Source organism: Citrobacter sp. XT1-2-2 (assembly GCF_023516235.1).
Classification (GTDB): Bacteria; Pseudomonadota; Gammaproteobacteria; order Enterobacterales; family Enterobacteriaceae; genus Citrobacter; species Citrobacter werkmanii.
Genome location: NZ_CP097324.1, coordinates 4,513,508 through 4,536,189, shown reverse-complemented (window position 1 = coordinate 4,536,189; position 22,682 = coordinate 4,513,508). Strand labels below are relative to the sequence as shown.

Sequence of the window (22,682 nt, the reverse complement as noted above, 5' to 3'; positions counted from 1 at the left end):
AGTGTCCATAATCGGACACTCAATAATCATTATTGCTGGCGTAATTGCAGATCCAACGGCGTTTTACTGGGTTCTCCGCCAATTTCTCGCGCCAGTTTAGGGACCATATAACCGGAAACCAGCGTCAGCAGTTCACGCACAATCTGACGTGCTTCGTCGTCGCTGACCATAAAGTGGGCGGCACCCTGCACTTTATCCAGTACGTGCAGGTAATAGGGCATAACACCCGCATCAAACAGTGCGTTACTAAGGTTGGCCAGGGTTTGGGCGTTATCGTTAACACCCCGTAGCAATACGCTTTGATTGAGTAGCGTGACGCCTGCTTTGCGCAGTCTGAGCATCGCCTGACGAAACGTCTCATCAACTTCATTGGCATGGTTAATATGATTGACCAGCAGAATTTGCAATGAAGAGTGAGCAAAACGCTCGGTCAGCCCTTCGGTAATGCGCGCAGGGATCACAATCGGTAAACGGCTGTGAATGCGCAGACGCTTAATGTGTGGAATGGTTTCCAGCTGCGTGAGCAGCCAGTCCAGTTCATGATCCTTGGCCATCAACGGATCGCCGCCGGAGAAGATGATTTCATCCAGTTCTGGATGGGCGGTAATATAGTCCAGAGCGACCTGCCAGTTGCGCTTGTTGCCCTGATTTTCGGCGTACGGGAAGTGTCGGCGGAAGCAATAACGACAATTTACTGCGCAGCCGCCTTTGACCAGCAGCAGCGCCCGGTTGCGATATTTATGCAGCAGGCCGGGAACCACACTGTGCTGTTCCTCCAGCGGATCGGTCGAGTAGCCTGGCGCCGCAACAAACTCTTCCTCGGCGGTAAGTACCTGACGTAGAAGCGGATCGTTCGGATTGCCTTTCTCCATGCGAGCAATAAACGCGCGTGGTACGCGCAGGGCGAAAAGTCGTCTCGCGTCGCGTCCGGCCAACAGTTTTTCATCTGCGTCTATATTCAAAAGATGCAGAAGTTCATCGGGATCGGTCACAACATCGGCAAGTTGCGATAACCAATCTTCTCTGGATGGGGTATTTAGGGTTACAATATGCGCCATTTTGTGGCTTAGCTACCAGTTAACAATTTTCAGAGGGCCTTATGGCAACGTACTATAGCAACGATTTTCGTGCTGGTCTTAAAATCATGTTGGACGGCGAACCGTATGCGGTTGAAGCCAGCGAATTCGTTAAACCAGGTAAAGGCCAGGCGTTTGCGCGCGTTAAGCTGCGTCGCCTGCTGACCGGTACTCGCGTAGAGAAAACCTTCAAGTCTACCGACTCTGCCGAAGGCGCAGATGTAGCCGACATGAACCTGACCTTCTTGTATAGCGACGGTGAATTCTGGCACTTCATGAACAACACCACTTTCGAACAGCTGGCTGCAGATGAAAAAGCGGTAGGCGATAACGCTAAATGGCTGCTGGACCAGGCTGAATGCATCGTGACCCTGTGGAACGGTCAGCCGATCTCCGTGACCCCGCCGAACTTCGTTGAGCTGGAAGTCATTGAAACCGACCCAGGTCTGAAAGGCGATACCGCTGGTACTGGCGGCAAACCGGCTACTCTGTCTACCGGCGCAGTCGTTAAAGTTCCGCTGTTCGTACAGATCGGCGAAGTGATCAAAGTGGATACTCGCTCAGGCGAATACGTTTCCCGCGTAAAATAAAACACTTATTTGATCTTGTGGCGCAGGTTGCTGCGCCATACTTTTTCCAGGGCAGGAATGATGAAACGTCTTCTCAGTCTTGTAATGCTAATCCTTTTCACCAGCACCCTACTGGCGGGCTGTAATACCGCGCGCGGCTTCGGTGAAGACATCAAACACCTCGGCAATTCAATCTCTCACGCCGCCAGTTAAACTTCTCACATAATCTGAAAAACGATTGTTTATCCATCACACTTCCGGATCTTGTCTATTATTAAGTAGCTATACACAAACAATATTGGCTAGAAAAGGAAGACGTTATGATTAAGAAGACAATTGCTGCGATCTTTTCTGTGTTGGTACTTTCTTCCGTATTAACCGCGTGTAATACCACGCGAGGCGTAGGGGAGGATATTTCTGACGGTGGTAACGCTATTTCTGGTGCAGCGACAAAAGCTCAGCAATAACGCTCAACGGTACGACGCCGGGTCGTACCGTTAACTCTCCTTATGCGGGAGCGAGAGAAACGGTGAGAAGCGGTTCCCCAGATGAAGCTTCATACGAATATTTCGTTTATAGGTATACACCGTTTTGCCATGAATGCTGAGCGTGGCGGCTATCGCACTGTTGCTCACGCCATCCATCCACATTGACAATACTTTCTCCTCCTGCGGCGTCAGCAGTGGCGTCGGGTTTTCGGCTAATGCTAATGTGGGGCGATCTTGTAGCGCTTCCTGAATCGTGTGTGTGAGTGTGTTTAGCGAGGTGTGTTTGGTTAATACCGAATGAGCGATGGCTTGAGAAGTCGGGATGGATGTGTGCTGTCTGTCCGCTGATTGCAGTAAAATCAACGGGATGACGCCACAGCTCATGAAAAAGGGCTTAACTGGCGGAGTGGAATGCGCCTCGCTAATAAAACTGTATAAATCCGCAATGACCAGATGTGGTTTCCACTGCAAAATATGCTCTTTTGCCAACAGAAGATTATTAATTCCTGATACCAGAAATGAGGAGCTGAACCTGCCAGAATGATTAAGCAAGGCCTCAATCCCTGTGCGGGTAAAGTGGCATCGGTCAATCACTAAAATTTTAAGCATAAACTTTTCGCATTCAGAAGAGGGGCAATCGACTTTCTGATTTCAGAAAGCCCTTCATCATAGAGAACTCCGATGAGTGCCAAATGCGGGAACTACGCCGCTAATTATGCTTAATTCTTGCTTTTAACAGACGGTGAATAAAAAGGTTGAAATTCATTTTCTGTCGGGCAAAAATGCCATTTCACACACCAGCTTTGCAGGACGACCTGCAAACGCTTCTTTCACCGGGGACGGCCCCATTGTTCTGGAGCCTCATATGTCCTGGATCATTTTATTAATTGCCGGTTTGCTCGAAGTTGTTTGGGCGATTGGCCTGAAATACACCCACGGCTTCACTCGTCTGACGCCAAGCATTATCACCATTGTCGCGATGATCGTCAGTATCGCCATGCTCTCCTGGGCGATGCGCACCTTGCCAGTTGGGACCGCCTATGCCGTCTGGACCGGTATTGGCGCCGTCGGGGCGGCCATTACCGGGATTCTGCTGTTGGGTGAATCTGCCAGTCCGGCGCGTTTGCTGAGTCTGGGGCTGATTGTGGCTGGCATTATTGGTCTGAAGCTGAGCACTCACTAAGCACCAGGCTGTTTCACCCAAATCAGTTTATTGACGTCAAACCCTTCCCGGGTCGCGATAGCCAACATTTGCTGCTTCATTTCATCTGAAATGGTGGGGGTCCGTGAAAGGATCCACAGGTAATCGCGATCCGGACCACACACCAGCGCGTGGCGATATTCCCGGTCGAGCGCAATCACGTTATACCCACCATAGAAGGGGCCGAAGAATGACACCTTGAGCGCCGCCCGATTTGGGTCGCCGGTGAAATAGGCTTTACCCTCCGTTTTTTGCCACATCCCTCTGTCCGGGTTATAGCCCTTATTGATCACGTTGATACCGCCGTCGTCGCGCAAGCTATACGTTGCGGTCACTTTTTCCAGTCCACGTTCGAAGCGATGGTCTAAACGTGCAATTTCATACCAGGTACCGAGATAGCGTTTGGCGTCAAAGTTATTCACAACGGTAACGCCTTTTGGCGGTGTAGGGGAACTGCAGGCGACAACCAGAAATGCAGCGGTAACTGCAGCAACGACGGGCAGAATGCGCATAAGATTTTCCTTACTGTTTTTTTGTTAAGTGTAGATGACAGCAGGAAAAGAAGAGGAAGAAACGAGGCCCGCTATAGCGGACCTCATCGTCAGTTACTGCAATTTTTCAAGAATGCGCCAGGCGGCCTCGACGCGAGCAGGGTTTGGGTAGCTTTTGTTTGCCAGCATCACGATGCCGAGATTTTTTTCCGGAACGAACGCAACGTAGCTGCCAAATCCGCCAGTGGAGCCGGTTTTGTGCACCCATGAGGCTTTCACTGCAGGGGCGGGCGGATTGACCTCAACGGCGGGAAGCGCCGCTAACGCGACTTTACTGTCGCTACCGTTGATTATCGAGTCGGCATTCACCGGCCAGTTCAGCATCTCCCAACCTAATCCCTGGTACATATCGCCAATATGCCAGTAACGAGCCTGCGCAATTTCAATTCCCTGTCGGAGCGTTTTCTCCTGCACCTGGCTGGCGTCCATGTTGGCCTGAATCCAGCGAGTCATATCGACAAGGCTGGATTTCACCCCGTAGGCTTCGGCATCAAGCTGGCCCGGAGATACGTGCACGGGCTTCCCTTCGCGATAACCCCAGGCATAATCCTTTTGTTCGCTCTGTGGAACCGTAATCCAGGTATGCGCCAGTTTTAATGGTTGCAGGACGCGTTTGGTCATCGCCTCTTCATAGCCCATTCCTGAAGGTTTCACCGCCAGTGCGCCAAACAGACCAATACTGGAGTTAGCATACAGGCGTTTAGCGCCCGGGGCCCATTGCGGCTGCCAGTTTTGATAAAAGCGCAGTAATGCCGCTTTATCTGTAACGTCGTCAGGTACCTGAAGCGGCAGGCCACCCGCCGTATAGGTGGCCAGATGCAGCAGGCTGATACCCAGCCATTGTTTGCCAGTTAATTTGGGCCAGTATTGGGTGACCGGATCGCTGAGCTTAATTTCACCACGGGCGATAGCATCGCCGCCCAGCACACCGTTAAACGTCTTACTTACCGATCCAAGCTCAAACAGCGTTTGCCGGGTGACGGGGCGGTCATTGGCGATATCGGCTTTCCCCCAGGTAAAGTAATAGGGTTTTCCCTGGTAGATAATTGCTACGGCCATACCCGGAATAGCCTGTTCTTGCATCAGCGGTGTGATGGTACGGTTTACGATATCGGCAATCTGTTGTTCTGTTTTTGCGGCGGCAAACGTGGAGAAAGAGGCTGTCAGCAGCAACGCGCAGCATAACGATTTTTTCATCATGAAATCAGTTCCGTAATAAAAAGCGAAAGGGTGTCCGGGCCCGTCAGACGCAATCAGTTTGTTTGATTTGCAGTGTGTTGACAAACGGTTAAATTTAGCAGCAGATATAAGTTTTTCTAACAGGCCGGATGATGACGCGTAGCTATATTCCTCTTAACTCACTGCGAGCTTTTGAAGCCGCGGCCAGACACCTTAGCTTTACCCGCGCTGCGATTGAGCTCAACGTGACGCATTCTGCCATCAGCCAGCATGTCAAAGCGCTGGAACAGCAGCTAAATTGTCAGCTGTTTGTGCGCGGCTCCCGTGGGTTAATGCTGACGACAGAAGGGGAAAGTCTGTTACCTGTACTTAATGATTCTTTCGATCGTATGGCGGGGATGCTGGATCGTTTTGCTACTAAAAAAACCCAGGAAAAACTTAAAATCGGAGTGGTGGGGACCTTTGCGGTCGGTTGTCTTTTTCCTCTGCTCAGCGACTTTAAGCGTAGTTATCCGCATATTGATTTGCATATTTCCACCCACAATAACCGCGTGGATCCCGCCGCCGAGGGACTGGACTATACCATTCGCTACGGAGGAGGTGCCTGGCACGATACCGATGCACAATATTTGTGTAGCGCGCTGATGTCCCCGCTTTGCTCGCCAGAATTAGCCGCACAGATCAAGGTACCTGCAGACCTCCTGAAATTCCCGTTATTACGCTCTTATCGGCGAGATGAGTGGACGCTTTGGATGCAGGCCGCCGGAGAAGCGCCTCCGTCACCGACGCACAACGTGGTGGTGTTTGATTCGTCCGTCACAATGCTGGAGGCCGCGCAGGCGGGGATCGGGGTGGCGATTGCCCCGGTAAGAATGTTCACTCATCTGCTTGGTAGTGAACGTATCGTTCAACCGTTTCTAACGCAGATTGATCTGGGGAGCTATTGGATAACGCGTTTGCAATCCCGACCGGAGACATCTGCAATGCGTGAGTTTTCCCGTTGGTTGGCTGGGGCTCTGCACAAATAAAAAGGCCCGCCAATGGCGGGCCTGATAGTAACGCATGCAATTAGATGGTCAGGATACCAATGGCCGTTACTACGGTCAGGATAGCTGCCAGTCCGTAGAATACCCATTTGCCAGCAGGCACGTGGATTTTCAGGTCATGCATCGCGTGATGCATACGGTGTAAACCGCACCACAGCGGCAGGACGATCATCAGGAACAGGAATGCGCGACCGATAAAGCTCTGAGCGAATGCCAGGACGCGTTCATAGCTGAAGGCATCAGGAACAAAGCCCAGCGGCAGCATAATGCCTACCAGCAGAATCATCACCGGCGCAATGATTGCGCTCCACATACCGCCTGCACCAAACAGGCCCCAGAATACGGGTTCGTCAGAGCGTTTTGGATTTGGATTAATCATTCCGGACTCCTTACCAGAACAGGGCAACAAACAGTATTACTACTGTCGCAACCACAGTAACCGCCCAAAGCCCTTTGATGATTGGCTCTGGCCCCATTTTTTCGTCTTTTACGATGATGTTGGCCGCTTTCGGCGCCAGCTCAAACCAGGTCTTGGTATGCAGCAGCGCGGCTGCCAGGGCGATGATGTTAAGGATCACCACCACCGGGTTCTGCAGGAACCCGACAAAGCCAGCCCAGGATTCCACACCGTGCTTAAGCGCAAACAGGCCGAAGATCAGTTCAATACTGAACCAGACAGCCGGAACGGCTGTGCCTTCACGCAGCATGTAAAAGCGATAAAACGGCAGTTTCTTCCACCAGGTGGACGTCATTGGCCGCACATAGGCGTTGCGTTTAGTCGTCATGTTGCACTCCTTAGCGTGGTTTCAGGGTTGCGATAAGAAAGTCTTTTGAACTTTCAACTTTACCCTGCTGAATGGCCGCAGCCGGATCGACGTGTTTCGGGCAGACTTCGGAGCAGTAGCCCACGAAAGTACAACTCCAGACGCCGTTCGGGCTATTCAATTGAGCCATACGCTCTTTCTTACCGTGGTCGCGGCTATCTTCGTTGTAACGATGCGCCAGCGTAATCGCAGCCGGTCCAATGAACTCAGGGTTCAGGCCGAATTGCGGGCACGCGGCGTAGCACAGACCACAGTTGATGCAACCGGAGAACTGATGATACTTCGCCATCTGCGCCGGAGTCTGGGTGTTTGGACCCTGATCCGGTGTACGCGGGTTACCGATGATGTACGGTTTGATCGCTTCCAGGCTTTCGATAAAGTGCGTCATATCAACGACCAGATCGCGCTCAATCGGGAAGTTGCCCAGCGCTTCAACCTTCATACCGTTGGTGTAATCACGCAGGAAGGTTTTGCACGCCAGCTTCGGCACGTTGTTGACCATCATGCCGCAGGAGCCGCAGATTGCCATACGGCAGGACCAGCGATAGCTCAGGTCCGGCGCCAGGTTATCCTTGATGTAGCCCAACGCATCGAGCAGAGACGTGGTTTCATCGTAAGGAACTTCGTAGAAAGCACTGTGCGGCGCGGTATCGGTTTCCGGGTTATAGCGCACCACCTCAACTTTCAGGTTTTTCATCTCAGCCATTCGCCTTCTCCTTCTTATCGGCTGCTTCCGCTTCGCCACCGTAAACACGTTTAGCCGGTGGCAGAGTGGTGATTTTCACGTCGCTGTATTCCAGGCGAGTCGTGCCGTCAGCATCGCGGAAGGCGAGGGTGTGTTTGAGGAAGTTTACGTCGTCACGCTCGGTGCAGCCTTCATCCAGACGCTGATGCGCGCCGCGGGATTCTTTACGCGCCAGAGCGGAGTGCGCCATACATTCAGCAACGTTCAGACCGTGACCCAGTTCGATGGTGTACAGCAAGTCGGTGTTGAAGACGCTGGAGGTATCAGTGATACGCACGCGCTTGAAGCGCTCCTGCAGCTCAGCCAGCTTATCAACGGTTTTCTGCATGAGTTCCGGCGTACGGTAGATACCGCAACCTTCTTCCATGGAGATCCCCATTTCGTCACGGATCTTAGACCAGTTTTCGTTACCTTCCTGGTTAACCAGATCTTTCAGACGTTTTTCAATACCGGCAACCTGTGCATCAAGCGCGGCACTGTTTGCAGCGCCAGCCGTTGCAGCACGTTCCGCAGCCTGTTCGCCAGCCATACGACCGAAGACCACCAGTTCCGCCAGGGAGTTAGAGCCCAGACGGTTAGCGCCATGCAGACCAACAGAGGAACATTCGCCGACAGCGAACAGACCTTTAATGCGGGTTTCACAGTGCTGATCGGTTTCGATACCGCCCATGGTGTAGTGTGCGGTCGGACGTACCGGGATCGGCTCTTTAACCGGATCGACACCCACGTAGGCTTTCGCCAGTTCGCAGATGAACGGTAAACGTTCGAGCAGTTTTTTCTCGCCGAGGTGACGCAGGTCGAGGTGAACCACATCGCCACGCGGAGTGGAAATGGTGTTGCCTTTGCGCCATTCGTGCCAGAAAGCCTGAGAAACTTTGTCGCGCGGACCGAGTTCCATATATTTGTTTTTCGGCTCGCCCAGTGGAGTTTCCGGACCCATGCCGTAGTCTTGCAGATAACGGTAGCCATTTTTGTTGACCAGAATACCGCCTTCACCACGGCAGCCTTCAGTCATCAGGATACCGGAGCCTGGCAGACCCGTCGGGTGATACTGAACGAATTCCATATCACGCAGCGGAACGCCGTGGCTCAGCGCCATGCCCATACCGTCGCCGGTTACGATGCCGCCGTTGGTGTTGTAACGGTAAACGCGACCTGCGCCGCCCGTTGCCATTACCACTGCGTTAGCACGGATCTGCACCAGCGTGCCTTCCATCATGTTCATCGCGACGACGCCGCGAGCATGGCCATCGTCAACCAGGATATCGAGAACGAAGTGTTCGTCAAAGCGCTGAATCTGTGGGAACTGCAAAGACGTTTGGAACAGCGTATGCAGCATGTGGAAGCCGGTTTTATCCGCGGCAAACCAGGTACGCTCGATTTTCATGCCGCCGAAGCGACGTACGTTGACGCTACCGTCTTCACGACGGCTCCATGGGCAGCCCCATTGTTCGAGTTGCGTCATTTCAGTTGGGCAGTGGTGGACAAAGTAATCCACGACATCCTGCTCACATAGCCAGTCTCCGCCTGCTACCGTATCGTGAAAATGGTAGTCAAAGCTGTCATGATCCTGCGCGACAGCAGCAGAGCCGCCTTCGGCAGCAACGGTATGGCTGCGCATTGGGTACACTTTTGAGATCAGTGCGATTTTAGCGTTGGGATTTGCTTGTGCGGCAGCAATTGCAGCACGTAATCCCGCGCCACCGGCGCCTATAATGGCAAGATCGGCTTGAAAGGTTTGCACGACATTCCTCCAGATTGTTGTTATTTCATCCCCGCCTGAACTCAGATGCTTCATCGGCTTCAAACAGGTTATGAACGCGTTTCCACTGCTCCTTTATAGGTACAATAGTATAGTCTTAGGGATGTGCGGGAAATTTGACGTGTTCGATTTTTTTAGCGTGTCAAAGGGGGGAATTATCATTGAATTTGATTAATTTAATTACTAAACCACCCAATGTCGCTTTTTTTACCCGATTGCCAGTGCTGATTACTACCGCGGGAAATTTGTCTCGTTAGCGCGATACGAGTAGACTTCGTGCCCTTGTCTTAAATCGGAGAAACAACCATGAGCGAAACGGCAACCTGGCAGCCGAGCGCGTCCATCCCCAATCTGTTAAAACGTGCAGCAATTATAGCGGAGATTCGCCGCTTTTTTGCCGATCGTGGCGTGCTTGAGGTTGAGACCCCTTGTATGAGTCAGGCAACGGTAACGGACATCCATCTGTTCCCGTTCGAAACACGTTTCGTCGGCCCTGGACATTCCCAGGGAATGAATCTCTATTTAATGACCAGTCCGGAATATCACATGAAGCGCCTGCTGGTGGCAGGATGTGGCCCGGTATATCAACTGTGCCGCAGCTTTCGCAATGAAGAGATGGGACGTCATCATAACCCTGAGTTCACCATGCTCGAGTGGTATCGTCCCCACTACGATATGTATCGCCTGATGAATGAAGTGGATGATTTGCTCCAGCAAGTGCTGGACTGCTCTCCGGCGGAAAGCCTTTCTTATCAGCAGGCCTTTCAGCGCCATCTGGAGATAGATCCACTATCAGCAGACAAAACCCAACTGCGGGAAGTAGCGGCTAAGCTGGATCTCAGCAATATCGCCGATACTGAAGAAGATCGGGATACGTTGCTGCAACTGCTGTTCACGATGGGCGTTGAGCCGCATATCGGCAAAGACAAACCGACGTTTGTGTATCATTTCCCCGCCAGCCAGGCATCATTGGCGCAAATCAGTACCGAAGATCACCGCGTGGCTGAGCGTTTCGAGGTGTATTACAAAGGTATTGAGCTGGCGAATGGTTTCCATGAGTTGACCGACGCGCGCGAGCAGCAGCAACGGTTTGAACAGGATAACCGCAAACGTGCCGCGCGTGGCCTGCCACAGCAACCTATCGATACCAACCTGCTTGAAGCGTTAAAAGTGGGCATGCCGGATTGCTCTGGCGTGGCGCTCGGCGTTGACCGTCTGGTGATGCTGGCTCTGGGCGCGGAAAGCCTGGCTGAGGTTATCGCATTTACCGTCGATCGCGCGTAATTTACGCTCTCTCCATACAAAGTGGCGGATAAACAGCCACTTTGTAGCATATTTTTTCATTTACCCTCTAATAGCCACAATTTACATCTGGATGTTTGATATCTTTCAGGTATCAATTCTGTGTTAATTTTTTATCGCTGAACTCCGCAATGAGAGCAGTGCCAATCGGTGAGCGGCGTTTGTGAAACGCTTGCCAGAGTAAGGGATGGTTTAATGACCCAAACAATAAAAAAGATGAGCCTGATTGGTCTCATCCTTATGATATTTACGTCTGTTTTTGGTTTTGCTAACAGCCCCTCCGCGTTCTATTTAATGGGGTACAGCGCGATTCCATGGTATATATTTTCCGCATTATTATTTTTTATTCCATTTGCTTTAATGATGGCGGAAATGGGTTCCGCCTATCGGAAAGAAGAGGGTGGAATCTATTCGTGGATGAATAATAGCGTTGGGCCACGTTATGCGTTTATCGGCACGTTTATGTGGTTTTCTTCCTATGTGATATGGATGGTCAGCACGGCGGCAAAGGTCTGGGTACCTTTTTCGACCTTCTTATTTGGCGCAGACATGACGCAGCACTGGCGTTTTGCGGGGCTTGAGCCTACGCAGGTTGTCGGGCTGCTCGCCGTCGGCTGGATGATTCTGGTGACCTGCGTGGCCTCACGAGGGATTAATAAGATTGCCCGTATTACGGCTGTAGGTGGAATTGCCGTAATGTGTCTTAATTTAGTTTTGTTGTTAGTGAGTGTCGCTATTTTGTTATTAACGGGTGGCCACTTTGCGCAGGATATTAATTTTATCTCCTCACCTAATCCGGGATATCAGTCCGGTCTGGCAATGTTGTCATTTGTTGTGTTTGCTATTTTTGCTTACGGCGGAATTGAGGCCGTGGGTGGACTGGTGGATAAAACAGAAAAGCCAGAAAAGAACTTCGCGAAAGGGATTGTCTTTGCCGCTATTGTCATTTCTGTCGGTTATTCACTGGCGATATTTTTATGGGGCGTTAGCACCAACTGGCAACAGGTATTAAGTGATGGCTCGGTCAACCTCGGCAACATTACTTATATCCTGATGAAAAGCCTCGGGATGACGTTGGGTAATGCGCTGCACCTTTCCCCGGAAAGCGCGATGGCGTTGGGTGTATGGTTCGCGCGTATCACCGGTCTTTCTATGTTCCTCGCCTATACGGGCGCTTTTTTCACGCTCAGCTACTCGCCGCTGAAAGCGATTATTCAGGGAACGCCGAAGGCATTGTGGCCCGCGCCGATGACCAGGCTGAATGCGGTGGGGATGCCGACGACGGCAATGTGGTTGCAGTGTTTACTGGTGAGCCTGTTTATCCTGCTGGTTTCGTTTGGCGGCGACACGGCCTCAGCGTTTTATAACAAACTGACCCTGATGGCGAACGTCTCAATGACGCTGCCGTATTTGTTCCTTGCGCTGGCTTTCCCATTCTTTAAAGCGCGTACGGATCTGGAAAGGCCGTTTGTGATTTTTAAAACGCGGGCGGCGACGTTACTGACAACAGGCGTGGTGGTATTGGTGGTGACGTTTGCCAACGTGTTCACCATCATCCAACCGGTGATTGAAGCCGGGGACTGGAACAGCGCATTGTGGATGACCGGCGGCCCGATCTTCTTCTCGCTGCTGGCGATGGCGATTTATCAGAACTATAGCCGTCGCATGGCCAACGAACCTGAGTGGGCGGTGGAGTAACCGTCCTGGCGTATCCGGCCTACAAAGAAGCATTTTCGTAGGCCGGATAAGACCCAACGGGTCGCCATCCGACATTTCTTGCCTGAATCATGCGCTACAAACTTCCTGCCGGGCGGCTGGCTCTGCCCGCAGAACTTAACGTTCTTCCCGTTTGTTTACCGCCAAGGCTCTCCAGACGCATCTGGAACGGCGGGAATGGCATATCAATACCGTGTTCGCGGAAGCCTGCCAGAATCAGCTGGTGGATCTCATGGCGCAGCGGCATACGGTGTCCCATCTCTGCGGCATAAATACGCAGTTCGAAGATTTGAATCCCCTGCTGCAGATCTACCAGAAAGACTTCTGGTGCCGGGTTATCGATAACCAGCGAACAGCGCTGCGCGGCAGTCAGCAAAATCTGCGTGACCTCCTCGCTGTTAGCCTCTGACGGCGCCGGGATAGTTAACACCACACGGGTGACCGAATCTGACAACGACCAGTTGATAAACTGCTCGGTGATAAAGGCCTTATTGGGCACGATGATCTCTTTGCGGTCCCAGTCGCTGATGGTGGTGGCGCGAGTGTTAATCTTCGTCACGCTACCGGTAAGATCGCGAATGGTCACCGTGTCGCCAATGCGAATCGGTTTCTCAAACAGGATAATCAGGCCGGAAATAAAGTTGGCGAAGATTTCCTGCAAACCAAAGCCCAGACCAACACCGAGAGCGGCCACCAGCCATTGTAGTTTGGACCACTCAATGCCGATCATCGAGAAGCCAACCAGACCGCCAATCAGCATCAGCAAATACTTGGTAATGGTGGTAATGGCGTAACCGGTGCCGGGGGTTAAATCCAGATGTTGCAGCAGCGCCAGCTCCAGCAGCGCGGGGAGGTTGCGCACTAACTGGGTGGTGATGATAAATACCAGTATCGCGATGAGCACCGCGCCCAGCGTGATCGGCTCTAAGCTTTCCACGCCTTGCACCGTAGAGGTGACATCCCACAACGAGATGTTTTCCAGGAAGCCAAATGCGGAATGAATTTCCGACCACAGCACAATGACTGAAAGCAGGGCGATAAGCATCAAAATAGAGCGCACCAGACGCAGCGATTGTGCGCTGATCGCGTCGAGATCCACTTCGCTTTCATCAACGTCAATCGCGCCTTCAAGACTGGTGGAGTGCGGCGGTTCTTCTTCACCCCGCGCGCGCTGCGCCAGCATTTCGGCGCGTCGATGCTTGGCGCGGTCGAACGCCAGGCGGCGGCGCTGGATCAGCATCCAACGGCGGATGACGTGATATACCACCAGTAACAAGAACCAGATAGCCACGGACGTTTCCAGACGCGCCAGCAAAGCTTGCGATGTGGCGAGATAGCCCACTGCGGCCGCGAGGATGGCAATCAGCGGCGCGCCCATCAGCATATTCCATAGCATGCTGTTGACCATGTTATCGCTGTTGCCCTCTTTATCTAGATACAGCGGTATTCCGGCGCGCTTCAGGCTCAGAGTCACGACCGCCAGTGCGCCGCAAATCAGGATGAAGCACAAGCGTCCCAATGAGGCGGAGAATTCCCGGTCATTGAGGTTATCAAACATAATTACTGCCATGATCAGCGGGACAATCAGTCCGATGCTCATCAGGTAATAGTGCATAGCCTTCGCGACGCGATTACGCGGCCAGCCAAAGTGGGCAATGAACAGACCGTTAGGGCGTGCAAAGGTGGCGCAAATCATCACCGCCCATAGCATGGGCACCGTGGCAGTTACGCCATCGCCGATAGCGACGGCCAACGGATAAGGCCAGGCTTCCTGCAAACCGTAACCCAGGGTGGCCCACAGTACCGGTAGCGGCGAGGCGACGAGTATTGACCAGAATACCGTACGTATCGTCAGCCAGAAGTGGTCCTGGGTCACCTTACCCACCCGCGCGGACGAGCGTTCAAGAAAACGGGTAAAGTGTTTGCGAGAATAGAGGCTAAATCCAACCAGTACCAACGCACCGAACAGCGGTAGGAGCGTTTCTTTGCTGGTCAGCATCATGATGCTGGCTTTACCTAACTGATTAAAGGTATCTAATGAGATCAGACGCCGCAGATCCTGAACAATGTCGACAGGCCATGAGAGGGAGATAGGGCTGACGTCAGACGTCCAGAACAGATAGCGGTGCGTCGCTTCGTTGACCTCTTTTAGCGCATCTTCCAGTTGGCTATTGGAGACTTTTAGCTTGGTCAGCTCAAGGATCAGCGTATCGCCACCCTGTAACAGAGAGTTCAGCAATTCACGCTGAGTGCGCAACTGGGCGTTGAGGATGCTGCTCTGTTCCGCGGTCAGCGGTTGCCCATCGGCCTGATGGATCTGGCGTAGTTGCGGCTGCTTATTGAGGAGATCTTCATAGCGCATACGGTGCACGCGTAGCTGCGCCATTTCGGTATCTAACTGCTGAGGTTTGGGCATTTCGGGCAGACGAGACACCTGTGCGCGTAGCGCTTCCCCCAGCATATTCGAGACCCCAAGCCACTGGGACTGTTCGCGCAGCGTATTCAACGCCTGACGCACCTGCAGCGTTTGGCTGGTGGCCTGACGCTGTTGCGACGCGACCAGATCCATACGCTGCGCCTGCTGGTTTAAGGCCTGGGACAGTTCGCGATTAACCTTGAACTGGTCAACAATGCCTTCGGGCAATCCCGCACTGTTTTCCGCCAGCAGTTCGGTACTCTCCAGTGCTCGCTCAGCTTCACGCTGCCGCTGACTGTTGAGTTGATTACGTAATGCCTGCAGATAGGCGTCGAGCTGTTGGCTCTGTTTTTCCGCCAGTTCTGAGCGCATACGCGCCAGTTCCTGGCGGTTGTTGGCGGAAAGCTGCGCCAGCTCCAGTTCATCGACCAGGGCTTTGAGTTTGGCGGACTCAGCCTGCATCGCCTGATTCTGCGCGGGATTGGCGTTGGCGGTACCAATACGCCGCTCAAGCTCATTTAGTTGGCGGCGGGCATCGGTTTGCTGTTGAGGAAGCTGACTTAACGAGTCGGCGATTTCCCGGGCGCGATCCTGCTCCTGCTGGGCCTGACGACTCTTTTCCAGCAACTGACTGCTGACCTGGAGGATCTCCTGGTTTAACGCATCAGTTGTCAGTCCGGTTGGTACGTTGCGCGGTTCGTCACGCAGATTGCTAAGCTGTGCGCGTAGCGTTGCGGAGAGCTTGGGGAAGTTATCAATAACCTGCTGGTATTGCGCGGCGCGCTCGAGAGAGCCTTTCCGCTCCTCAAGGGCATTCAGCGCGGACTGGAGCGCCTCGACGGTTTCTGGCTGAGCGGGTTTCGCCGCCTTGGCCTGCTCCAGTTCCTGGGTGAGTTGTTTGGCGTCGGGGGCCGTCGCAGCGTACGCCCCCAGGCTGAGGCACCAGGCCATCAGAAAAGTGATAATCAGGCGCACAGCAGCGATTCCTATGTTTAAGTTTCGTCTTTTTTGTCGTCAACCAGCGGGCTGGCGTCGTGTTCTGCTTCGATCTCTTCTTTCGGCAGCGGGGCAGGTTCTGCCTCTGGCGTCACGAAAGTCTCGGTTGAGATGGCCATTGGCTGACCGATTTTCGTGACTGAAAGGTCCTGCAATTGCTCAACCAGGTTAACTTTGCCCGGTGCAAACAGGTTGATGACGGTGGAACCGAGCTTAAAGCGGCCCATTTCCTGACCTTTCAGCAGTGCCACCGACCCTTCGCTTTCGCCTTCAGGCCAGGTCCAGCGTTTAATTACGCCTTCACGCGGTGGGGTAATGGTGCCAGCCCATACGGTTTCAATGCTGCCAACGATAGTCGCCCCGACCAAAATTTGCACCATCGGGCCAAACTCGGTATCAAACAGGCAAATAACGCGTTCGTTACGGGCAAACAGATTCGGTACGTTTTGCGCGGTCAGGATGTTTACAGAGAAAAGGTCGCCTGGCACGTACATCATTTCGCGCAGGATACCGTTACATGGCATATGTACCCGGTGGTAATCGCGTGGTGATAAGTAAGTGGTCACAAACGTACCGTTGCGGAATTTGTCCGCCATCTGGTAGTTGCCGGCCAGCAGCGCTTCAAGCGTATAGCTGTGCCCTTTGGCCTGTAACAGCTTGTCTTCTTCGATGTTACCTAACTGATTGATCACGCCGTCGGCAGGCATGACCAGTACATTCGGATCGGTATTGATTGGACGAGCCTCGTCGCGCAGGGGACGAACAAAGAAGTCGTTAAAGGTGCGATAGCTGGCGGTATCCGGCTTTTGCGCCTCTTTCATATCGACCTTGTAATATTTCACGAACAGATCGATCACCAGTTTGGTCAGCCATCCCGCTCGTTTGCTCGCACCCCAGCCCGCCAGGCGAGTGAGCCATAGTTTCGGCAGAATGTATTGTAGCGAAAGCTTAAATGAGTTTAACAAGGTAGCCTCCAGGCCATAATTTGTTCCCGATCCGGCATATGGGCCGGATCCTGAAAAAGGGGGACGATTCTAGCGATGCTTAGCTTAGTTGTCAGTTGTCAGTATCAGAAAAGTTTTTACGCGTTTTTACCTGCGCCATGCTTTCCAGGATGCGGTGATAATTTTCAAACCGAGTTTCGGCTATTTCCCCTTTTTCTACAGCCTCACGGATAGCGCAGCCTGGATCGGCATCATGCTTGCAGTCGCGATATTTGCAATGACCCAGGTAGTCATGGAATTCGACAAAGCCATGGGTGATTTGTTCCGGTTCCAGATGCCACAGTCCGAACTCGCGTACGCCAGGGGAGTCGATAACGTCGCCGCCGTGCGGGAAGTGATACAGGCGAGAAGCGGTGGTGGTGTGCTGCCCAAGACCGGAGTTGTCGGAGACATCGTTGGTCAGGATCGCTTCCTGCAGGCCGAGAAGGTTATTGAGCAGGCTGGATTTACCTACACCCGACTGGCCGGCAAAAATGCTGATACGACCGGTTAACGCTTCTTCAAGCGGTTTCAGACCGTCTTTCGTGCGGCTTGATACCATCAATACGCGATAGCCAATGTTGCGATAGATATCCATCTGTTCGTTAACGAAGGCCATACCTTCGGCATCCAGCAGATCGATCTTATTCAGTACGATAATCGGTTCAACGTGTAGCGTTTCGCAGGCGACCAGATAGCGGTCGATAATATTAAGCGACAGCTCGGGTAAGATGGCTGAGACAATAACGATCTGATCGATATTGGCGGCAATGGGTTTTACCCCATCGTAAAAGTCAGGACGTGTGAGCACCGAGGTACGTTCGTGAACCGCCTCAACGATGCCTTTGACATTCACCCCTTCTGCTGCCGCTTTACCTGGTCGCCAGACTACGCGATCGCCGGTAACCAGCGAACGAATTGTGCGGCGGATGTTGCAGCGGTGAATGTCGCCGTCAGCAGACTCCACGTCGGCATGCATGCCAAAACGGCTGATAACGATGCCTTCAGCGGTTTCGCCAAACAGGTTGTCGTCGTAGTCTGGCTTCTCCGCGGACGTTTTCAGACGACGCTGGTGATTGGCGTTCACACGGCGCTGTTGGCCTTTGGAGAGTTTATTCTTACTCAATCGGACTGGCTCCTGGTCGCCCATGATGGGCAAAACATTTATGATACACGCAATTTTAGATGAATATAGTCACACTGAATGTGACGCTGAAGGGTGGAAAATAGCATGAGTGCCAATGAAAACAACCTGATTTGGATCGATCTGGAGATGACTGGTCTGGATCCCGAGCGCGATCGCATTATTGAAATCGCCACACTGGTGACGGATGCCAACTTAAATATTCTGGCTGAAGGACCGACGATTGCGGTACACCAGTCTGACGAACAACTGGCATTAATGGATGACTGGAACGTACGTACGCATACCGGTAGCGGGCTGGTGGAACGGGTAAAGGCGAGCACCATGGGCGATCGCGAAGCAGAACTGGCCACGCTGGCATTTTTGCAAGAATGGGTTCCGGCAGGAAAATCACCTATCTGCGGCAACAGCATCGGGCAGGATCGTCGTTTCCTGTTTAAATACATGCCGGAGCTGGAAGCGTATTTCCATTATCGCTATCTCGACGTCAGCACGCTGAAGGAACTGGCGCGTCGTTGGAAGCCGGAGATCCTTGCTGGCTTCACCAAGCAGGGAACGCATCAGGCGATGGATGATATTCGTGAGTCGGTTGCTGAGCTGGCTTACTACCGCGAACATTTTATTAAGCTTTGATTTTGTGGATTGCCGGGTGGCGGCTGCGCCTTACCCGGCCTACGAAAATCGTTCCTGCGAGCTTGCACTAAGTCAGGATTGTCGCTAAATTAAACGACTTGCCGATAAATTCAGCACTTAAACGAAAAAACAAGAAAATCGCTTTTAGGGGGGTTGCAGCTAAACGGATTTCTCGTATAATGCGCCTCCCGTAACGACAGAGAATTACGCGTTACGGCAGCAACAAAAGCAGTACAGATTTGCGGGAATAGCTCAGTTGGTAGAGCACGACCTTGCCAAGGTCGGGGTCGCGAGTTCGAGTCTCGTTTCCCGCTCCAAAATTTGAAAGTGCTTATTAAGCACAGACGCACCCAAGCGGGAATAGCTCAGTTGGTAGAGCACGACCTTGCCAAGGTCGGGGTCGCGAGTTCGAGTCTCGTTTCCCGCTCCAAAATTTGAAAGTGCTTATTAAGCACAGACCACCAATCGCAGGATTTCGAATTGCGACAAGGCGGCAACTGAATGAGTCCTCAGGAGCTTACTGAAGTAAGTGACTAAGGCGAGTGAAGGCAGCCAACGCAGTAGCGGTTCGAAAGACGAAGATTATGCGGGAATAGCTCAGTTGGTAGAGCACGACCTTGCCAAGGTCGGGGTCGCGAGTTCGAGTCTCGTTTCCCGCTCCAAATTCTTACCTCAAAAAAAATATCCACAACGAAGAATCGCGTTGGGGACGTTTTGTTTCGTCGTTGACATACTCTTGTAAACAGACTTATCCACAGGTCCAGGTATTATTCCTGGAATGCAAAAAACTTCGCCTGGTTAATAGTATCGTTTTAACATATTGAAATTACTGGATTAATTATCATTTCAAATTGTTAATGCGATCACTTGACGATTTTTTCCCTCTTGAATATCAATGTGTTTTTATTTTTATACACAAGCTGTGGATGACTTAAGCATCGCGCGGTAGACCCTTTTCGATGACCCTGACTAAACGTTGTTTCTTCGGCAACTGCACCTCAACTACGCAGGCGTTTCGCTTCTCAATTTGCTGAGCAACCGCCCACTCTATGTGTTCGTCGAGAAGTGGGTGCTCACCTCTACGGTTTTCCAGGGCGTTAATTACGGCTTCATCCCAGGGTGCATTGCCCAACGCAACAGCGATATTTCGCAGCCAGCGCAGATGACCAATACGACGAATGGCAGACCCCTCAGTGACTTTTAAAAACCACGCTTCGCTCCAGCTAAACAGCTCTATTAACTCCGGAGCATGAAGCTGCTTGCGTGGGCTAAAGTCATCCTCGACCGTCAACTGCGAATAGCGGTTCCAGGGACAAATGAGCTGACAATCATCGCAGCCGTAAATGCGATTCCCCAACAAGGGACGAAACGCTTCAGGGATAGCGCCTTCCAGTTCGATAGTGAGATAAGAGATACAACGGCGCGCATCTACGGTGTAGGGTTCAACGATGGCCCCGGTGGGACAGATGGTCATACAGGCGACGCATTTCCCGCATCCTTCTTCTACTGGCTTATCGACCGGCAAGGGCAAGTCGATCAGTAATTCACCAAGGAAGAAAAATGAACCGGCTTCGCGATTGAGGATAAGTGAGTGCTTACCTGTCCAGCCAAGCCCGGCTTTTTCCGCCAGCGGACGCTCAAGAATGGGCGCGGAATCGACAAAAGGTCTAAAATTCAGCGAAACGCAGTGTTGTTGAATCATCTCGCCCAGCTTTTTTAAGCGGTTACGCAGCAGCTTATGGTAGTCGCGCCCAAGCGCGTAGCGACTGACGTAACCCAGAGAGGGGTTTTTCAACGTGCTGGCAAAGGCCGCCTTGGCAGGGAGATAGTTCATACGTACGCTGATGACACGTAGCGTACCGGGCAATAATTCGTGAGGTCGGGCGCGCATCATGCCGTGACGGGCCATCCAGTCCATCTCGCCGTGATAGTGTTGATCCAGCCAGGCCTGCAGTTTGGGCTCCGCTTCGCTGAGGTCGGTATCGGCAATACCGACCTGCTGAAAGCCAAGCTCCAGCCCCCACTGCTTAATATTTTGCGCTAACTGATTGAGATCGAGGGGCTCTGACATGACGGACCATACAATGAAGAAAAACCCCGCAAGTATACCACACTCCATCTGGTACGCCGATGACATCAGGCGGATGGAGCGAGAGGCGGCAGACAGCTTAGGGCTGACGTTGTACGAACTGATGCAACGGGCGGGAGAGGCCGCGTTTCAGGTCGCCCGCGAAGCCTATCCGCACGCTCAACACTGGCTGGTGCTGTGCGGTCATGGCAACAACGGCGGCGATGGCTACGTAGTGGCAAGGCTTGCCAAAGCGCAGGGGCTTGAGGTCACGCTGCTGGCGCAAGAGAGTGACAAACCACTTCCGGAGGAAGCACAGCAGGCGCGCGATGCCTGGCTTAACGCCGGTGGCGTCATTCATGCTGCGGATATTACCTGGCCTGGTAGCGTGGACGTCATCATCGACGCGCTGTCAGGGACTGGCTTAAAACACGCGCCGCGTGAGGCTCTCTCGGTATTGATTGAACGTGCCAATACTTACCCAGCCCCCATCGTGGCGATAGATATTCCTTCCGGCCTGCTGGCGCAAACAGGGGCGACACCGGGTGCGGTCATCAATGCGGCGCATACCGTCACCTTTATTGCGCTCAAACCAGGCCTGTTAACCGGTAAAGCGCGCGATGTCACCGGACGCCTACATGTTAACGCGCTTGGGCTGGACGACTGGCTGGCTGGGCAGAATGCGCCAGTTCAACGTTTTGATGCTCTACAGCTTGCGCACTGGCTGACGCCACGCCGACCTACCTCGCACAAAGGTTCCCACGGTCGGCTGGTGATTATCGGCGGGGACCACGGGACGGCAGGCGCAATACGTATGGCCGGTGAAGCGGCGCTGCGTGCAGGAGCCGGGCTGGTCAAAGTGCTGACCCGCAGTGAAAACATCGCTCCGATTCTGACCGCCAGGCCGGAACTGATGGTTGATACGCTAACGCCGCAGACTCTGGATGAAAGCCTGGCGTGGGCGGATGTTGTGGTCATTGGTCCTGGGCTTGGTCAGCAGGAGTGGGGCAAAAAAGCGCTGCAAAAGGTCGAGAATTTTCGCAAACCGATGCTCTGGGATGCCGATGCGCTGAACCTGCTGGCAATCAACCCCGATAAACGTCACAATCGCGTGATCACGCCGCATCCGGGAGAAGCCGCGCGGCTGCTGGGCTGTTCCATTGCAGAAATTGAAGACGATCGCTTACTTTGTGCACAACGTCTGGTAAAACGGTACGGAGGCGTGGTAGTGCTGAAAGGCGCGGGTACGGTTGTTGCTGCTGAACCGGCTGAGTTGGGTATTATTGATACCGGCAATGCAGGCATGGCCAGCGGCGGAATGGGTGATGTGCTTTCTGGTATTATTGGCGCATTGCTCGGACAGAAGCTTACCCCGTATGATGCAGCATGTGCGGGATGTGTTGCGCACGGTGCGGCGGCGGATGTGCTGGCGGCGCGTTTTGGTACGCGCGGCATGCTGGCGACCGATCTCTTTACTACGCTACAGCGTATTGTTAACCCTGATGTGATTGACGTTTATCATGATGAATCGAGTAATTCCACTACCTGATGAACAGGCGACTTTAGACCTGGGACTGCGGGTAGCCAAAGCCTGTGACGGCGCGACGGTAATTTATTTGTACGGCGACCTGGGAGCGGGCAAAACCACTTTTAGCCGTGGATTCCTGCAGGCGTTAGGTCACAAAGGTAATGTCAAAAGCCCGACTTACACGCTGGTTGAACCCTATTCGCTCGATAATTTGATGGTTTATCACTTCGATCTGTATCGACTTGCGGACCCGGAGGAGCTGGAATTTATGGGGATCCGCGATTATTTTGCCAATGATGCCATCTGCCTGGTGGAATGGCCGCAACAAGGTAAAGGTGTTCTGCCAGACCCGGACGTCGAAATACACATCGAATACCAGGCACAAGGTCGAGAGGCGCGCGTAAGCGCAGTCTCCTCATCAGGTGATTTATTGCTGGCGCGTTTAGCCGATTAAC

The 22,682-nt window shown here is 52.9% G+C and carries 22 protein-coding genes and 3 tRNA genes; 13 read left to right on the top strand and 12 right to left on the bottom strand.

Annotation, left to right across the window (positions count from 1 at the left end; all coding sequences use genetic code 11):
• Nucleotides 1-29 precede the first annotated feature (29 nt).
• On the bottom strand, nucleotides 30-1,058 hold the full coding sequence (gene epmB / locus M4I31_RS21575) for an EF-P beta-lysylation protein EpmB (RefSeq protein ID WP_085048477.1): 1,029 nt from the start codon (nucleotides 1,056-1,058) through the stop codon (nucleotides 30-32).
• Nucleotides 1,059-1,099: 41 nt separating this feature from the next.
• Between epmB and efp the strand changes: the two genes are divergently transcribed.
• From efp to ecnB, 3 genes are all read left to right on the top strand, one after another.
• Nucleotides 1,100-1,666: an elongation factor P gene (gene efp, locus M4I31_RS21570; protein ID WP_006686282.1), complete on the top strand. Its 567-nt coding sequence runs from the start codon at nucleotides 1,100-1,102 to the stop codon at nucleotides 1,664-1,666.
• Between the two features lie 57 nt (nucleotides 1,667-1,723).
• On the top strand, nucleotides 1,724-1,858 hold the full coding sequence (gene ecnA / locus M4I31_RS21565; protein WP_016151394.1) for a lipoprotein antitoxin entericidin A: 135 nt from the start codon (nucleotides 1,724-1,726) through the stop codon (nucleotides 1,856-1,858).
• 107 nt (nucleotides 1,859-1,965) lie between these two features.
• Complete coding sequence (ecnB, locus tag M4I31_RS21560) at nucleotides 1,966-2,112, top strand: lipoprotein toxin entericidin B (protein ID WP_032940256.1); 147 nt, start codon at nucleotides 1,966-1,968, stop codon at nucleotides 2,110-2,112.
• Nucleotides 2,113-2,142: 30 nt separating this feature from the next.
• On the opposite strand, the gene M4I31_RS21555 is transcribed toward ecnB, so the two are convergent.
• A complete protein-coding gene (locus M4I31_RS21555) occupies nucleotides 2,143-2,742 on the bottom strand; it encodes a LuxR C-terminal-related transcriptional regulator (RefSeq protein ID WP_085048476.1) in 600 nt (199 codons plus the stop codon).
• Nucleotides 2,743-2,998: 256 nt separating this feature from the next.
• Here M4I31_RS21555 and sugE point away from each other — a divergent pair, with 256 nt between their 5' ends.
• Nucleotides 2,999-3,316: a quaternary ammonium compound efflux SMR transporter SugE gene (gene sugE, locus M4I31_RS21550; RefSeq protein ID WP_038642963.1), complete on the top strand. Its 318-nt coding sequence runs from the start codon at nucleotides 2,999-3,001 to the stop codon at nucleotides 3,314-3,316.
• Here the strand turns inward: sugE and M4I31_RS21545 are convergent.
• Both M4I31_RS21545 and blaCMY read right to left on the bottom strand, forming a co-directional pair.
• Complete coding sequence (locus M4I31_RS21545; RefSeq protein ID WP_038636486.1) at nucleotides 3,313-3,846, bottom strand: lipocalin family protein; 534 nt, start codon at nucleotides 3,844-3,846, stop codon at nucleotides 3,313-3,315. The two genes, sugE and M4I31_RS21545, sit on opposite strands and share 4 nt — an antisense overlap.
• Nucleotides 3,847-3,939: 93 nt before the next feature.
• The gene (gene blaCMY / locus M4I31_RS21540; protein ID WP_085048475.1) at nucleotides 3,940-5,085 is read right to left on the bottom strand and encodes a CMY-2 family class C beta-lactamase; all 1,146 of its coding nucleotides are present in this window, start codon (nucleotides 5,083-5,085) and stop codon (nucleotides 3,940-3,942) included.
• Between the two features lie 131 nt (nucleotides 5,086-5,216).
• Here blaCMY and ampR point away from each other — a divergent pair, with 131 nt between their 5' ends.
• Complete coding sequence (gene ampR, locus M4I31_RS21535; RefSeq protein WP_069324727.1) at nucleotides 5,217-6,092, top strand: LysR family transcriptional regulator AmpR; 876 nt, start codon at nucleotides 5,217-5,219, stop codon at nucleotides 6,090-6,092.
• Nucleotides 6,093-6,132: 40 nt separating this feature from the next.
• Here the strand turns inward: ampR and frdD are convergent, their stop codons facing one another.
• From frdD to frdA, 4 genes are read right to left on the bottom strand one after another with little or no spacing between them, the layout of a single operon-like run.
• On the bottom strand, nucleotides 6,133-6,489 hold the full coding sequence (gene frdD / locus M4I31_RS21530) for a fumarate reductase subunit FrdD (protein WP_003025535.1): 357 nt from the start codon (nucleotides 6,487-6,489) through the stop codon (nucleotides 6,133-6,135).
• A 10-nt stretch (nucleotides 6,490-6,499) separates the two neighbouring features.
• Nucleotides 6,500-6,895 carry a fumarate reductase subunit FrdC gene (gene frdC, locus M4I31_RS21525; RefSeq protein WP_006686290.1) on the bottom strand — a complete coding sequence of 132 codons (396 nt, stop codon included), beginning with the start codon at nucleotides 6,893-6,895 and terminating at the stop codon, nucleotides 6,500-6,502.
• Nucleotides 6,896-6,905: 10 nt separating this feature from the next.
• Nucleotides 6,906-7,640 (bottom strand): fumarate reductase iron-sulfur protein, encoded by a 735-nt coding sequence (gene frdB / locus M4I31_RS21520; RefSeq protein ID WP_006686291.1) that lies wholly within the window; start codon nucleotides 7,638-7,640, stop codon nucleotides 6,906-6,908.
• Nucleotides 7,633-9,423: a fumarate reductase (quinol) flavoprotein subunit gene (gene frdA / locus M4I31_RS21515; protein ID WP_038636496.1), complete on the bottom strand. Its 1,791-nt coding sequence runs from the start codon at nucleotides 9,421-9,423 to the stop codon at nucleotides 7,633-7,635. The genes frdB and frdA overlap by 8 nt, the downstream gene beginning before the upstream one ends.
• A gap of 324 nt (nucleotides 9,424-9,747) precedes the next feature.
• Here frdA and epmA point away from each other — a divergent pair, with 324 nt between their 5' ends.
• Complete coding sequence (gene epmA, locus M4I31_RS21510) at nucleotides 9,748-10,725, top strand: elongation factor P--(R)-beta-lysine ligase (protein ID WP_003830517.1); 978 nt, start codon at nucleotides 9,748-9,750, stop codon at nucleotides 10,723-10,725.
• A gap of 213 nt (nucleotides 10,726-10,938) precedes the next feature.
• On the top strand, nucleotides 10,939-12,441 hold the full coding sequence (gene yjeM, locus M4I31_RS21505; RefSeq protein WP_038636500.1) for a glutamate/gamma-aminobutyrate family transporter YjeM: 1,503 nt from the start codon (nucleotides 10,939-10,941) through the stop codon (nucleotides 12,439-12,441).
• A 94-nt stretch (nucleotides 12,442-12,535) separates the two neighbouring features.
• On the opposite strand, the gene mscM is transcribed toward yjeM, so the two are convergent.
• The 3 genes from mscM to rsgA form a co-directional block, all read right to left on the bottom strand.
• On the bottom strand, nucleotides 12,536-15,850 hold the full coding sequence (gene mscM / locus M4I31_RS21500; protein WP_038636503.1) for a miniconductance mechanosensitive channel MscM: 3,315 nt from the start codon (nucleotides 15,848-15,850) through the stop codon (nucleotides 12,536-12,538).
• A 17-nt stretch (nucleotides 15,851-15,867) separates the two neighbouring features.
• A complete protein-coding gene (asd, locus tag M4I31_RS21495; RefSeq protein WP_061382723.1) occupies nucleotides 15,868-16,836 on the bottom strand; it encodes an archaetidylserine decarboxylase in 969 nt (322 codons plus the stop codon).
• A gap of 91 nt (nucleotides 16,837-16,927) precedes the next feature.
• Nucleotides 16,928-17,980, bottom strand: a complete 1,053-nt coding sequence (gene rsgA / locus M4I31_RS21490) for a small ribosomal subunit biogenesis GTPase RsgA (protein WP_170973222.1) — start codon at nucleotides 17,978-17,980, stop codon at nucleotides 16,928-16,930.
• A gap of 105 nt (nucleotides 17,981-18,085) precedes the next feature.
• Here rsgA and orn point away from each other — a divergent pair, with 105 nt between their 5' ends.
• From orn to M4I31_RS21470, 4 genes are all read left to right on the top strand, one after another.
• On the top strand, nucleotides 18,086-18,631 hold the full coding sequence (orn, locus tag M4I31_RS21485; RefSeq protein WP_006686300.1) for an oligoribonuclease: 546 nt from the start codon (nucleotides 18,086-18,088) through the stop codon (nucleotides 18,629-18,631).
• Between the two features lie 241 nt (nucleotides 18,632-18,872).
• Nucleotides 18,873-18,948: transfer RNA gene (locus tag M4I31_RS21480), tRNA-Gly, on the top strand.
• A 37-nt stretch (nucleotides 18,949-18,985) separates the two neighbouring features.
• A tRNA-Gly gene (locus M4I31_RS21475) sits at nucleotides 18,986-19,061 on the top strand.
• A gap of 156 nt (nucleotides 19,062-19,217) precedes the next feature.
• Nucleotides 19,218-19,293, top strand: a tRNA-Gly gene (locus M4I31_RS21470).
• A gap of 269 nt (nucleotides 19,294-19,562) precedes the next feature.
• Here M4I31_RS21470 and queG read toward each other — a convergent pair.
• Complete coding sequence (gene queG, locus M4I31_RS21465) at nucleotides 19,563-20,702, bottom strand: tRNA epoxyqueuosine(34) reductase QueG (RefSeq protein ID WP_085048474.1); 1,140 nt, start codon at nucleotides 20,700-20,702, stop codon at nucleotides 19,563-19,565.
• On the opposite strand from queG, the gene nnr reads away from it, so the two are divergent.
• Together nnr and tsaE are read left to right on the top strand one after the other, a co-directional pair.
• The gene (gene nnr, locus M4I31_RS21460; protein WP_085048473.1) at nucleotides 20,701-22,248 is read left to right on the top strand and encodes a bifunctional ADP-dependent NAD(P)H-hydrate dehydratase/NAD(P)H-hydrate epimerase; all 1,548 of its coding nucleotides are present in this window, start codon (nucleotides 20,701-20,703) and stop codon (nucleotides 22,246-22,248) included. The two genes, queG and nnr, sit on opposite strands and share 2 nt — an antisense overlap.
• Nucleotides 22,220-22,681, top strand: coding sequence for a tRNA (adenosine(37)-N6)-threonylcarbamoyltransferase complex ATPase subunit type 1 TsaE (gene tsaE / locus M4I31_RS21455; protein WP_008786002.1), 462 nt, complete (start codon nucleotides 22,220-22,222; stop codon nucleotides 22,679-22,681). The genes nnr and tsaE overlap by 29 nt, the downstream gene beginning before the upstream one ends.
• The last annotated feature ends 1 nt before the right edge of the window (nucleotide 22,682 follow it).

Excerpts from the sequence above, each read along its gene's own strand:
- sugE (WP_038642963.1), top strand. The coding sequence starts at position 2,999 with ATGTCCTGGATCATTTTATTAATTGCCGGTTTGCTCGAAGTTGTTTGG.
- epmB (WP_085048477.1), bottom strand. The coding sequence starts at position 1,058 with ATGGCGCATATTGTAACCCTAAATACCCCATCCAGAGAAGATTGGTTA.
- yjeM (WP_038636500.1), top strand. The coding sequence starts at position 10,939 with ATGACCCAAACAATAAAAAAGATGAGCCTGATTGGTCTCATCCTTATG.
- frdC (WP_006686290.1), bottom strand. The coding sequence starts at position 6,895 with ATGACGACTAAACGCAACGCCTATGTGCGGCCAATGACGTCCACCTGG.
- efp (WP_006686282.1), top strand. The coding sequence starts at position 1,100 with ATGGCAACGTACTATAGCAACGATTTTCGTGCTGGTCTTAAAATCATG.
- M4I31_RS21555 (WP_085048476.1), bottom strand. The coding sequence starts at position 2,742 with ATGCTTAAAATTTTAGTGATTGACCGATGCCACTTTACCCGCACAGGG.
- epmA (WP_003830517.1), top strand. The coding sequence starts at position 9,748 with ATGAGCGAAACGGCAACCTGGCAGCCGAGCGCGTCCATCCCCAATCTG.
- frdB (WP_006686291.1), bottom strand. The coding sequence starts at position 7,640 with ATGGCTGAGATGAAAAACCTGAAAGTTGAGGTGGTGCGCTATAACCCG.
- blaCMY (WP_085048475.1), bottom strand. The coding sequence starts at position 5,085 with ATGATGAAAAAATCGTTATGCTGCGCGTTGCTGCTGACAGCCTCTTTC.
- ecnB (WP_032940256.1), top strand. The coding sequence starts at position 1,966 with ATGATTAAGAAGACAATTGCTGCGATCTTTTCTGTGTTGGTACTTTCT.
- tsaE (WP_008786002.1), top strand. The coding sequence starts at position 22,220 with ATGATGAATCGAGTAATTCCACTACCTGATGAACAGGCGACTTTAGAC.
- queG (WP_085048474.1), bottom strand. The coding sequence starts at position 20,702 with ATGTCAGAGCCCCTCGATCTCAATCAGTTAGCGCAAAATATTAAGCAG.
- nnr (WP_085048473.1), top strand. The coding sequence starts at position 20,701 with ATGACGGACCATACAATGAAGAAAAACCCCGCAAGTATACCACACTCC.
- ampR (WP_069324727.1), top strand. The coding sequence starts at position 5,217 with ATGACGCGTAGCTATATTCCTCTTAACTCACTGCGAGCTTTTGAAGCC.
- M4I31_RS21545 (WP_038636486.1), bottom strand. The coding sequence starts at position 3,846 with ATGCGCATTCTGCCCGTCGTTGCTGCAGTTACCGCTGCATTTCTGGTT.
- frdD (WP_003025535.1), bottom strand. The coding sequence starts at position 6,489 with ATGATTAATCCAAATCCAAAACGCTCTGACGAACCCGTATTCTGGGGC.
- orn (WP_006686300.1), top strand. The coding sequence starts at position 18,086 with ATGAGTGCCAATGAAAACAACCTGATTTGGATCGATCTGGAGATGACT.
- ecnA (WP_016151394.1), top strand. The coding sequence starts at position 1,724 with ATGATGAAACGTCTTCTCAGTCTTGTAATGCTAATCCTTTTCACCAGC.